Origin of the sequence: Leptolyngbya sp. FACHB-60 (assembly GCF_014695775.1) — a bacterium.
Taxonomy (GTDB): domain Bacteria; phylum Cyanobacteriota; class Cyanobacteriia; order Phormidesmidales; family Phormidesmidaceae; genus Nodosilinea.
The window spans coordinates 45,951-58,054 of record NZ_JACJOX010000014.1 but is presented as its reverse complement, the minus strand read 5'-3'; the positions used below and the strand labels follow the sequence as shown (position 1 = coordinate 58,054).

Annotated in this window: 11 protein-coding genes and 1 tRNA gene; 10 read left to right on the top strand and 2 right to left on the bottom strand. The window is 55.9% G+C overall.

The window, feature by feature from the left end; genetic code table 11:
• Positions 1–4 precede the first annotated feature (4 nt).
• A complete protein-coding gene (gene cas12k, locus H6F57_RS03870) occupies positions 5–1,984 on the top strand; it encodes a type V CRISPR-associated protein Cas12k (RefSeq protein ID WP_190625096.1) in 1,980 nt (659 codons plus the stop codon).
• Between the two features lie 1,071 nt (positions 1,985–3,055).
• Here the strand turns inward: cas12k and H6F57_RS03865 are convergent.
• A tRNA-Ala gene (locus H6F57_RS03865) sits at positions 3,056–3,128 on the bottom strand.
• A gap of 32 nt (positions 3,129–3,160) precedes the next feature.
• Entirely contained in the window at positions 3,161–3,454 is a 294-nt protein-coding gene (locus tag H6F57_RS03860; protein WP_190625095.1) for a Precorrin-3B methylase, read from the bottom strand.
• 89 nt (positions 3,455–3,543) lie between these two features.
• Between H6F57_RS03860 and xth the strand changes: the two genes are divergently transcribed.
• The 9 genes from xth (at position 3,544) to H6F57_RS03815 (ending at position 12,024) form a co-directional block, all read left to right on the top strand.
• Positions 3,544–4,332, top strand: a complete 789-nt coding sequence (gene xth / locus H6F57_RS03855; RefSeq protein WP_190625094.1) for an exodeoxyribonuclease III — start codon at positions 3,544–3,546, stop codon at positions 4,330–4,332.
• A gap of 221 nt (positions 4,333–4,553) precedes the next feature.
• Positions 4,554–7,847 (top strand): DEAD/DEAH box helicase, encoded by a 3,294-nt coding sequence (locus H6F57_RS03850; protein WP_190625093.1) that lies wholly within the window; start codon positions 4,554–4,556, stop codon positions 7,845–7,847.
• 213 nt (positions 7,848–8,060) lie between these two features.
• The gene (locus H6F57_RS03845) at positions 8,061–8,636 is read left to right on the top strand and encodes a DUF2808 domain-containing protein (protein ID WP_190625092.1); all 576 of its coding nucleotides are present in this window, start codon (positions 8,061–8,063) and stop codon (positions 8,634–8,636) included.
• 62 nt (positions 8,637–8,698) lie between these two features.
• The gene (rpmH, locus tag H6F57_RS03840; protein WP_190523372.1) at positions 8,699–8,836 is read left to right on the top strand and encodes a 50S ribosomal protein L34; all 138 of its coding nucleotides are present in this window, start codon (positions 8,699–8,701) and stop codon (positions 8,834–8,836) included.
• A gap of 98 nt (positions 8,837–8,934) precedes the next feature.
• Positions 8,935–9,315 carry a ribonuclease P protein component gene (rnpA, locus tag H6F57_RS03835; RefSeq protein WP_190625091.1) on the top strand — a complete coding sequence of 127 codons (381 nt, stop codon included), beginning with the start codon at positions 8,935–8,937 and terminating at the stop codon, positions 9,313–9,315.
• The gene (locus H6F57_RS03830; protein WP_190625090.1) at positions 9,302–9,697 is read left to right on the top strand and encodes a PH domain-containing protein; all 396 of its coding nucleotides are present in this window, start codon (positions 9,302–9,304) and stop codon (positions 9,695–9,697) included. The genes rnpA and H6F57_RS03830 overlap by 14 nt, the downstream gene beginning before the upstream one ends.
• A 107-nt stretch (positions 9,698–9,804) precedes the next feature.
• Positions 9,805–10,950: a membrane protein insertase YidC gene (gene yidC / locus H6F57_RS03825; RefSeq protein WP_190625089.1), complete on the top strand. Its 1,146-nt coding sequence runs from the start codon at positions 9,805–9,807 to the stop codon at positions 10,948–10,950.
• 3 nt (positions 10,951–10,953) lie between these two features.
• Positions 10,954–11,469 (top strand): R3H domain-containing nucleic acid-binding protein, encoded by a 516-nt coding sequence (locus H6F57_RS03820; protein WP_190625088.1) that lies wholly within the window; start codon positions 10,954–10,956, stop codon positions 11,467–11,469.
• A 39-nt stretch (positions 11,470–11,508) separates the two neighbouring features.
• Positions 11,509–12,024, top strand: a complete 516-nt coding sequence (locus H6F57_RS03815) for a YceD family protein (protein WP_190625087.1) — start codon at positions 11,509–11,511, stop codon at positions 12,022–12,024.
• Positions 12,025–12,104: the final 80 nt, after the last annotated feature.

Sequence of the window (12,104 nt, the reverse complement as noted above, 5' to 3'; positions counted from 1 at the left end):
CTTCATGGGTATTATTACAATCCAGGGTCGGTTGACGGCTTCAGAGGCCACTCGGCAACATTTTTGGAATTTGATGGCTTGTTCCAACACACCATTGGTTTCAGAATTAATGCAGGTTATCCCTCTCCAGCCCGACTTCGAGAATTGGAGACAAGCTGGCAAGATTCCTGGTAGGGCAATTTGTAATCTCTGTGCATCCCTCAAAGAAGATGAACGATTTATCGGTCAGCCAGGCCGTTTCTATAGCTCAGCCAGCACTATAGTGGCTAATACCTACGATGCATGGTTTGCCTTACAAGCTTCCCGCCAGCGCCGGTTAGACGGAATGAGACGCTGGCTAAGCATTCTCCAAAGTGACACCGAAATGTTGGAGCTGTGTGGTGTCTCTTGGGAATCGTTTCAAGAAAGGGCTAAGGCCATTTTACAGACAGCAACAAATCAAATTCAGGCTGAACAGCCTACTCCACAACCAGTTAGACGAGGTAGTGGACAACAGCGGGAGCAAAGCGACAACGTCGTATCTCGGCGGCTACTAGTCAACCGACTTTTTCATCTGTATGACGAATTACCCGAACCCCTAAATCGCTGCGCTATTGCACTTCTACTCAAAAATGGCTGTACAGTGCCAGAGCGAGCAGAGCAGCCCGAACGCTATCAGCGTATGCTGCTGGCCAAACAGATTGCAGTCAGGCGTATGGAAGAAGAACTCCTAAGCCGTCTACCCAAAGGGCGCGATCTAACAAATGAGAACTTTTTGAATGCCCTAGAACTGCTAACTCATCAAATACCTACCAGCACAGAAGAGTTTGCCCAATGGAAGTCTCAACTCCTGAGAGAACCCAATCCCCTGCCTTACCCTATTTTATATAGCAGCAATCTTGACCTAACTTGGTTTGTGGAGGAGGTGCCTAGGGGAAAGTCTCAGAAACCCAAACAGCAGATCTGCGTCAAGTTCAATGGATCGAGTAGGCATGTGTTTAAAGTACAGTGCGATGCTAGGCAGCATCACTATTTCCAACGCTTTGTACAGGACTGGGTTATTTACGACCGGGGCAAAGGCCCTATTTCCGGCAGCCTGTTCTTGCTGCGTACTGCCAGCATCTTATGGAAGCCCGTACAGCAATCTGGGCGTAGAGCTACAGGAGAACCTTGGAACGATCATTACCTTTACCTGCACTGTCAGATTAATACCCAGCTTTTAACTCAAGAGGGCGTTGAAGAGAAACGGCAGAAGAAACTCACTAGCGCTCAAGCATCTGAGCAGACTCGCCATGCCACGCCTACGCAGGCTACTAGACGACAGGGGAACCTTGCCCGTCTCCAGTGCCCTGACCAGCATCCTATTCCTTTGCCCAGTCGCCCCCCTTACGAAGGCCAACCTCAAATGATTCTGGGGGTTAGTTTCGACCTCAAGCATCCTGTCACCGTAGCGGTAGTCGATGTGCAGTCTCAAGAGGTTGTCAAATACCACTCTTCACGCCAGCTTCTGTCAACGTCTGATCCCAAAACTGATCAGTCTCATCTTCTCCGGCGGCAAAAAGCCCAGCAGCAACACCATGACTATGAGCGCCACAAAGCCCTTAAAAAGGGTAACTATGCCCCTTACAAGGAGGACGACCTAGGAACCTACCTTAATCAAGTTCTGGCAAAGCGGGTCGTTGATATCGCCCTCCAATTTCGAGTATCAAGCATTGTGCTACCAGACACCAAGGGGCTAAGGGATAAGCTTGAGGCTCAACTGCGAGCGAAAGCGGCCAGCAAAATTGTTGGTTCCGTCGCCGCTCAAAAACGTTATGCCCGAACTGCAAGCCTACGCCTGCACCACTGGAGCTACAACCAGCTCGCGGAGTCGATAAAAAACCGGGCTGCCAAACTCGGTATTCCAGTAGAGATTGTACCAGGGCTGGTTTCGGATAGTCCCCAGGCTACAGCTCGTGATATAGCCTTTTCAGCTTATTATCGTCGCCAGTCTGCGTCAAAATAGGTTGTTAAACCCTTGTACCTTGAAAAGAGAATATAATTAGTCTCTAGCGCCGCAGTTCATGCTTTTGAGCCGCTGAACTGTGAAAAATGAGGGTCAGTTTGGCTGTTGTACGACAGCTTTTCTTTCCGGCCCTGGTAGCTGTCTGCTTCCAATGAATTTGTTCTTTGAACAAGCTCTGAAGTCGCCGCCTGAGTTCAGCAAGCTGACAAAAGGTGGTTCGCTATTTTTACTTGAGTTCTCTCTTTGTAATATAGCGTAGGTGCGCACCCGGCAAAGGAAGTCAAGCCTTCACATTGTGAGGGTACAGGGACCTTTACAGCCTTTGTGTTGTAGAGCGAGACTGGATAGGTGGCTACCGAATCGCCTCCGAGCAAGGAGGAACCCTCCCCCAATATTCTTTGGCAAACCCAAGCAAGGGTTAAATCCCTAGGGGGTTTGCCAAAATCCTGAAACGCTTGCCTGAAAGCTATTTTCGAGATTCTTGGTTGTTCTTCGGGAATCTCTAAGCACTCAGAGTAAAGTCATAGGGAGTAGGTTTGCCAAACCAAGGCCTAGAACCTTTTCCCTGCAAGGATTACGCGCTGCGGAGTTGCATCAGCCCTCCCAGCTATGGGTGGGTTGAAAGTATTGCCTGCCCTCGTAGGCTCGGCGCACTCCCTGTTGCATCAGCCCTCCCAGCTATGGGTGGGTTGAAAGATGATCCTTGACGGGTTCAACGCTCAGGGCACGCCCCGCAGTTGCATCAGCCCTCCCAGCTATGGGTGGGTTGAAAGCCTTACCGCAGCCGGGCGGTGCTGACCATTGCATCAGTTCCCCAGCTATGGGTGGATGAGAGAAGTTTTTCGGTTAGGTGGATCCTGCATTCAAGAGCCTTTGGGAGGGTTGAAAGGAGCGCTGCGATTGCACCAGCGGAGGAAACTCAGAATTGAGTGTTTACGACATCTAACTTGCGAACAGCATATTCACCTGTGTAAATCTCTTATTTAAGCAAAAGCGACACTAATCTGCGAAAAACGACACTAATCTGCGAACCGCGACATTTAGCGTGCGAACGTACAGCGTTTGAGAGAATGGAGAATAGGAGATTCGAACTCCTGACCTCTGCGGTGCGATCGCAGCGCTCTACCAACTGAGCTAATTCCCCTAAACTTGTCAGTATTCTACCAAAACCCCTGTCTACTTCTTACTTCGGCCCTTGGCAGATCGCCTCTTATTCCCCGGCTGCGTCTGATGCGCGCCAAAATATTTCTCGCTGCGGTAGCGCAGCCACACCCGCAGGGTCTGGGGAATCTGGTCTTTTTGCTCCTTGGCGAGAGTGTTGTAGAGGGCTAGCGCCTTTTCTCGCTCGCCCCGGCAAGCGGCATTGTTGTGGGCATCCCAGTAGCTGCGAGCCAGCCGAATGCGACGACACACTTCCTTGACCAGAGCTTTGCCCTCTGGTTGTGAATTTGAGGGGGGTTCTGGTGACACGGTTGCGATCCTTTGGGCGCGATCTTTTTGGGCGGTCAACCCCTTAAGCTAGAACGTTGTGACCCTACCCGTTTAGCTTAACCCCCGCTATGAAAGTTGCCACCTGGAACGTCAACTCCATTCGATCGCGCCTCGACCATGCGACCCAGTGGCTGCAAACCAATCCAGTGGATGTGCTGTGCCTGCAAGAAACCAAGGTGGTTAACGAGACGTTTCCCACCGCAGCCTTTTCAGAGCTGGGCTATACCGCCTATATCCACGGCCAAAAGTCTTATAACGGAGTAGCCTTGCTCAGTCGTCAGCCCCTAGAGAAGGTGCAATACGGCTTCGCCCCAGTGCTGGGGGAAGACCGCGTTGGCGACTTAGATGACCAAAAGCGGGTGGTCGCCGGGCTATGGGACGACATCTATATAGTGAACCTCTACGTGCCCAACGGCAGTTCTATTGGCAGCGAAAAGTACGCGTACAAGCTGCGTTGGCTAGCCTGCCTAAAAGACTATTTAGCTGCCCTGCTCGCCGAATATCCCAACCTGAATGTCTGCGGTGATTTCAATATCGCCCTCGAGGACAAAGATATCTATAACCCTGAAGGCAAAGAGAAACACATTATGTCCTCGCCCACCGAACGAGAGGCACTCAAGGAGGTGATAGCGGTAGGGCTTAAGGATGGCTTTCGCCTATTCAACGATGAGGGGGGGCACTTTAGCTGGTGGGACTACCGAACCGCCGCGTTTCAGCGAAACATGGGCTGGCGCATTGACCACCATTATCTGTCGGCAGGGTTGAGCGATCGCGCCCTCAGCTGCACCATTGACCTCGAACCTCGTCGCTGGGAAAAACCCAGCGACCACACCCCAGTCACTATGGAATATGCCTAAAGGTTATCGAGGATGCCCCGTCAGGGCCAGCCGAAGAGAGTAAGATAGGCAAATTAAGCAGGTTTTCTGCACACCCGGTGTAACCGAGGACGGGGCTTTAGGGATGGGCTTACCCGCCGGGGTACTCACTGGCGTTTTACCCGCAACTGGGGGGCAACTGGCCCTATCTACCTGCTCCCAACCCATGCCAAACTTTTGAGCGAGTCGTAGATACAGGGCTAATGGCAATACTACACGTCAGTTGGGTTCCTCAGGCGCAGCAGTTCTTTCTCTGGGCCGAGGCCTGGCAGCCCTTGCCGCCAGAGGGGCTCGCCCCCTGGGACGGCCTGCACCCCCATCCCTATTCCCTTGCCCAAACCGACCTGGCCCAAGTGCTCACCGCCATGCAAAAGCAGCTGGTGGGCCGTTCTGCGACCGGAGAGCTATTTCCACCGGCGTTGACCCAAGCGGCAGGCACTGGCAAAGGTGCTAAAAAAGCACCGGAGAGCAGCGGTCGACGAGGGGCGTCGCGTGGGCCAAAAGCAGCGACGCGCGCCATCGGCCCGGTCTGGGGAGAATTGGCCCTGCCGCTGCCCGCCCAGATTACGCCATCAGCTCTTATACCAGTCCATTCAGCCCGAGTCGATGCTCAGACCGACGATTCGGTCCAGGCCAACACAGTGCTTCACCCCTGGCAAATTCAGGGCTGGCACCTAGGCATAGCCGACTTTTTGCCTATGCTGCTTGCCCTACCTCTGGGGCAGCAAACTCTCACTGGTCCCGGCGAGATCGGGGCCGACCTGCGCTACTGGGGTCACATTGCTCGCTGGGGCCTCAACCTCCTAGCTCGGGGCAAGTTTCTGCCGGGCTTAGAACTCACTAGCCAAACCCTGGCAGCAGGCTGGCATCCCCTACTCGACAGCGCGCCCGACCAAGAGCGCCTGCGCAATTTTTCGCGGGCTATGCCCGTGATCTGCCGCACCCATCTGCCAACCGTTGCCAAAGGTGAAGCCCCCTTGGGCTGTGGGGTGCCCCTACTCGACCCTCAGCCGCTGCTACTCACTTTTTTAGCCGCTGTAGTCGACCACCAAGTGCGACAGGCGGCCCAGGCCCAGTCCTTCAACGGCCTGGGCAATCTCAGCAAAGAGCTGCCGATTCAGCCCTGGCTCCAGGCTCTAAGCCAGCCAGGGGGAACCCTAGAGGCCAGCGCCGCCGCCAGCGCCCGTCTGCAAGAGGCTCTCACTACCTGGACCACGCCGCTGCAGACCCTGGCAGAAGACCCTGCCACCCAGTTTCGCCTGCGGCTAGTGTTACAGCCACCCGCCGAACTCGAACAGCCCTGGCAACTTCTGTACCAGCTTCAGTCAGCCGCTAATCCCGACTGGCAGATGGGAGCAGATCAGATCTGGCAGCATCCCGTAGACGAGCTGCACCACCAGGGGGCGACCCTCAAGTCACCTCAAGAGACCCTGCTCGGAGCCTTGGGTCGCGCCGCTCGGCTGTACGACCCAATTCGCGAGAGTCTGCGTCAGCAGCATCCGGCCCACTGCGATCTCGATCCGATCCAGGCCTACCAGTTTATTAAGGCATCGGCCTGGCAACTGCAAGACAACGGCGTCGAGGTACAACTTCCCCCTGGTCTAGCCCAAACTACCGAAGACGGAGCCGGACGCTTGGGCCTCAAGGTGCAGGCGGAGGTGCCGCCCCAAAACCAGCGGCAGCGGCTCGGCCTCAAAAGCCTGCTCAACTTTCGCTGGGAGCTATCGATCGCAGGGGAAACCCTCTCCACCGCCGAGTTTGAGCAGTTGATTAACCAGGGCTCACCGCTGGTCGAAATCAACGGACGCTGGGTTGAGCTGAAGCCCCAAGATGTGAAAGCGGCTCGGCAGTTTTTGGCGGGGCAAAAGACCGCCACGCCCCTCTCGGTGGAAGATGCCCTGCGAATTAGCACCGGCGACACTCAGCTGATCGATCGGCTTCCGGTGGTCAGCTTTGAGGCCACCGGGGCACTGCAAACCCTGATTGAAACCCTCACCACCGGCAACCAAACCCTCGAAGAAATGGAGGCCCCCAGCGGCTTTAAAGGCACCCTACGGCCGTACCAGGCGCGCGGGGTATCGTGGCTGGCATTTTTAGAACAGTGGGGCCTAGGGGCCTGCCTGGCCGACGACATGGGTCTGGGCAAGACCATTCAGCTAATTGCCTTTTTGCTCTACCTGCAAGACAACGGCTGGCTTGAGACCCCGGTGCTGTTGGTGTGCCCCACCTCGGTGCTGGGCAACTGGGAAAAGGAGGTCAAACGGTTTGCTCCCCAGCTCAAAACCCTGATGCACCACGGCGATCGCCGCCCCAAGGGGGCCAGCTTTGCCAAAGCCGTGCAGGGCAAGCACCTGGTAATCACTAGCTATGCGCTAATTTACCGAGATCTCAAACCTCTCCAGTCGGTGAGTTGGCCCTGCCTAGTCCTTGACGAAGCTCAAAACATTAAAAACTCCGACGCCAAGCAGTCTAAAGCGGCCCGCCAGATCGAGGCCCAGTTCCGCGTTGCCCTCACCGGCACGCCAGTGGAAAACCGCCTGGGCGAGCTGTGGTCGATCATGGACTTTCTCAACCCCGGCTACCTAGGGCCGAAAAATTTCTTTCAGCGGCGCTTTGCTACCCCCATCGAGCGCTATGGCGATGTGGCTTCCCTCAAGGCGCTAAAGGGTCTGGTGCAGCCGTTTATTTTACGCCGCCTCAAGACCGATCGCAGCATCATTCAAGACCTGCCCGAAAAGCAGGAAATGAGCGTGTACTGCGGTTTGTCGGCCGAGCAGGCCAACCTCTACCAGCAGACCGTCGATGCGGCCCTAAAAACCCTGGATGACACCACCGGGGTGCAGCGCAAGGGGCAAATTCTTGCTCTCTTAACCCGACTGAAGCAGATCTGTAACCACCCGGCCCAGTTTTTGCAGGAGTCGAGCCTGGGGCTGAAGGGGCGATCGGGCAAGCTTCAGCGGCTCGATGAAATGCTGGAGGAAGTGATTGCTGAGGGCGATCGCGCCCTCATCTTCACCCAGTTTGCCGAGTGGGGCAAACTACTCCAGCGACACCTCCAGTCCTATCTGGGCCAAGAAGCGCTGTTTCTCTACGGCAGCTCCACCAAAAACCAGCGAGAGGCCATGGTCGAGCGGTTTCAAAATGACCCCGCTGCGCCGCGTCTGTTTATTCTCTCCCTCAAGGCCGGGGGAGTAGGCCTCAACCTCACCCGCGCCAACCACGTGTTCCATTACGATCGCTGGTGGAACCCGGCGATCGAAAACCAGGCCACCGACCGCGCCTTTCGCATTGGCCAAACCCGCAACGTGCAGGTGCACAAATTTGTCACCACCGGCACTCTAGAGGAGCGCATCCACGAGATGATTGAGAGCAAAAAAGCCCTCTCCGAGCAGGTAGTCAGCGCAGGCGAAGGCTGGCTCACCGAGTTCGACACCGACCAGCTGCGCAACCTGCTGCTGCTCGATCGCAACGCCATTATCGACGACGACGGCGAGTAGCCGCACCGCCAAGCCCTGAGGAACAGAGGCTAAATGGTAGGATTGGGGCAGGTTTGGGAGCTAATTCCCTGAGAATTCCCCGATATCAAAAGCCCGGTTGCATCACTGGCACAGATCGGAGCACGCCCTTAGGCCGCTAGAGCTATTGTGATGGGTGGCCTAGATTGGTTGCCCCAAGCTACCCGGCCAGATAGTTTTCATTGGAGGTACACCATGACATCCCTTAAGAAATTGCTTAAGTTGGCCGCCCTGGGGCTGGTCGCTGTGGCCACAGCGGTTGGCCTTAGCACCGCGCTGCCCCAACCCACCCAGGCTCAGACCGGGTTGACCATCTTTGGCGGTGTTGAAATTGAGTATCGACTCAGATACATGATTGATTTCAACTATCCGCGTAGCACCAACTCCCGCTACTACCTCAACATCATGCGCAACAAGCTGCCGCGCGATGTCATTTCACTAGAAATTGACTATCCCGATAGCTTTACCGAAATTGGCGGTCGGTTTGACCCCAACGCCATCGAGTTACGCAAGGGCGACTGGCGCGGTGGTGAAGTGATTCCGGTCAAAGCCATCGACTGGATTCAGGACGAGAACCGCATTGAAATCATTCCTGAGCAGCCGATTGAGGCCAACACCGACCTGGTGGTGGTGCTCTCCAATGTGCGCAATACCCGCCGCTATGGCTACCACTACTTCAACCTGAGAATGATGTACCAGGGTGATGTAGTCAACCAGTACGTCGGCACCTGGCCGATGGAGATTGCCTCTGAGAGCAACCACGACCGCTAGGGGCCAGTGGGTGCTATTATATGAGACCGTGATTTTTAGCAGAAACAGGCAGAGACTAAGCCATGAGCAAGCGCACCCTAGAGGGCACCAACCGAAAGCAAAAGCGAACCTCCGGGTTTCGCGCTCGTATGCGCTCCCACACCGGTCAGGAGGTGATTAAAGCTCGCCGCCGCAAGGGCCGGGCCAAGCTCGCCGTCTAGCTCGAGCTGGGGTTACTCCCTTCACCGTTCGTAGATCATTGCAAAGTCCTGGGGCTGCCTTAAGCTCCAGGACTATTGTTGCGCGTTGAGGATCGGTAGTGCTGCCCAAACACCATCGGCTGCGGCGATCGCGAGATTTTTCCCAGGTCTATCGGCAGGGCAGAAAAGTGGCCTCTGCCCACCTGTTGATGCGGGCGTGGTCGCTACCTCCAGCCCAGGCCAAACCCGTGACCCCTAACGCCCATGATTCACGCATTGGCATTGTTGTGAGCCTCAAGGTGCACAAGCGAGCCGTGGTGCGCAACCGCCTCAAGCGACGAGTGCGCGCTGCCCTGCGCATCCTACTGCCCCGCCTGCGTCCTTCTCAGTGGATCGTCATCAGCCTGAAGCCCGGGGCGGCTGAGTGCGAATATGGCGAATTTTTGCGAGAATTAGAGCAGTTGTTTACCAAGCTAGAGGTATTCCATGGGCATTCGTGAGGATGTGTTCTACGAAGGCGGCCCCCACATTGGCGATTTAATCATCAATATTTTGCTGGGTTTCACGATTATCTGCCTTCCCCTCACGGTTGGAGCCATCACCCGCGCCCTGTGGCTGCGCTACCGCATTACCAGTCGGCGGCTTTCGGTGACCGGCGGCTGGCTGGGGCGCGAGCGCACCGACTTGATCTACAACGAAATCAGTAAAATTGTCACGGTGCCTCGCGGGCTGGGCCTTTGGGGCGACATGGTCGTCACCCTCAAGGATGGCAGCCGCCTAGAATTGCGCTCTATGCCCCGGTTTCGCGAAGTATACGAATACATGAACGAGCGCATCTCTCCCGCAGCCCAGGCCGTCAGCGGCTCCCTTGGCAAGAGCTAACTTACGGCAATCCCAACCCGCTGGGGCGGCTTGTCTCCCCAACGATGGGGTAGATTAGGTAACTAAGCAGTTAACGTCGTATCCCCTGTAGCAGGGTTCAGGTGCCCATGGATTTTGGAATTGGATTTCTGACTAACAACATCATGTTGCCGATCCTAGATTTTTTCTATGGAATCGTGCCCAGCTACGGGTTAGCCATTGTGGCCCTCACTCTGGTAATTCGCTTTGCCTTGTACCCCCTCAACGCCGGCTCAATTCGCAACATGCGGCGTATGAAGGTGGCCCAGCCTCTAATGCAAAAGCGCGTCAAAGAGATTCAAGAGCGTTACAAAGATAACCCCACCAAGCTGCAAGAGGAGATGAGCGGGGTTTACAAAGAGTTTGGCAACCCCCTGGCAGGTTGCTTTCCGGTGCTGCTGCAAATGCCCATTCTCTTTGCCCTATTCGCCACCCTGCGGGGGTCGCCGTTTTCTGACATCAACTACGACGTTAACGTTCAGGTCTTTCCCCAAGAAAAGATTGAGCAGATTCAGCTCCAGGTGTTTACCACGCCCCCCAAGGCCATCTACGTCTCTGACGGGTCTCACTTCCCCATCTCGGCGGTGATGCCCGGTGGCAACAAGCTCGTGGTGGGCGAAAAAACCGACGTGCGCCTGCAAACCGCTGAAGGCGAATCTATCGAGACCCTTGTTGCCGAGTACAACGAAGACGTAGACAGCTTCCAGCCCAAGTGGGAAATTACCAAGGGTGAGGATGTCGTTGCGATCGATGCCGAAGGCCATATCACCGCGCTAGCCCCAGGTGAAGCGACCGTGCGAGTGCAGGCTCCAGGTTTAGCGGCCAACAAAGGGTTTTTGTTTATCAAAGCCCTGGGCCGCATCGGTGTAACCGGTGAAGACGGTGCCATCCACTGGGATATTTTGATCATGATTCTGGGCTTTGGGGCCAGCCTGTACCTCAACCAGGTGCTCTCCGGCCAGGGCTCCACAAGTAGCGAAAACTCTCAACAGGCCGCCGTTAACAAGTTCACGCCGATCATCTTCTCCGGCATGTTCCTGTTCTTTCCCCTGCCTGCCGGGGTGCTGATGTACATGCTAATTGCTAACATCTTTCAGACCTTGCAAACGTTTATTCTTTCGCGAGAGCCTCTGCCTGAGAATCTGCAAAAAATCGTCGATGCCGAAACCAAGGTTGAGGAAAATCGGCAGACCCTGCCCTTTGAACCCGGACGTAGCAAGAAGAAAAAGGCGTAGCCCATGGCCACCGATGCTGCCACCGCTGGCGTCAACTGGTTAACCACCCTGCTCACCATGCAGGGGCTGACCAGCACTGTCACCGCTCACCCGGTCGAAGACGAGTCTGGGGAGAGCTGCTGGCTCACCATTGCCGAAGAGCCTCTGTCGCCCGAGCAGGTGCAGGCGCTGATCGGCGATGGCGGCACGGTGCTCGACTCGATTCAGTATTTGGCCAACACCACCCTCAATTTGGGCAAAGAGCAAGCGGATCAGCAGGCCTTTACCATCGAGCTAGCGGGCTACCGAGCTAAACGGCTTGAAGAGCTTAAGGCCATGGCTGCCGAGGCCGCTGAACGCGTCTTGGCCAGCGGTGAGAAGTACGAAATGCAGGGGCTTTCATCCGCCGAGCGGCGGCAAATGCACCATTTCTTAGCCGCCCAGGATGGGCTTTCTACCTTTAGTCGCGGTCGCGAGCCCGATCGCCGCCTCGTGGTCTGTCTAGCCGGACAGCAGGACGACGAGGCTACAGACGGCTAAGTCGCACACAGACAGCGCGAGCCATGGGAGGCAAAAACAATGGAGAAAGTTTATATCCCCAACCTGCTACAGCGGCCTGAGAAGACTCTCACCGTTGAGCTTGACCAGCACCTAGCGGAGCTGGAAACCCTAACCCCCGTGCGGGGCGAGATGACAATTACCCACCAGGGCACCTACTTGGAGGTCAAGGCCAGAGCCGATACGATTGTGACGCTGACCTGCGATCGCTGTTTGCAGGCCTACAATCACCGCGTAGCGCTGTCGGCTCAGGAGCTAATTTGGCTTGAGCATGAGCCTGACCCCGCCACCCTACCGCTAGAACGGGAGGTGGCGGTGGAGGATCTGTTTGAGACCCTGCCCCCCAACGGCCACTTTTACCCCGAAACCTGGGTCTACGAGCAAATCTGCCTGGCGCTGCCCATGCCTCAGATCTGCGATGAAGACTGCCCCGGCATTGAGCTGCGAGGACAGGGGACAGCTGCCGCTAAACCCGTAGATCACCGCTGGGCAGCCTTAACTCAGCTTCAGCAGCAGCTAAACCAGCCCGATCGCTAAAGAGCATGAATTTATAGCTTCATGCTCACGAGGGGGGCAGGGACTCCTTAAAATCCGATAGGCTGGAAACATCAACCGAG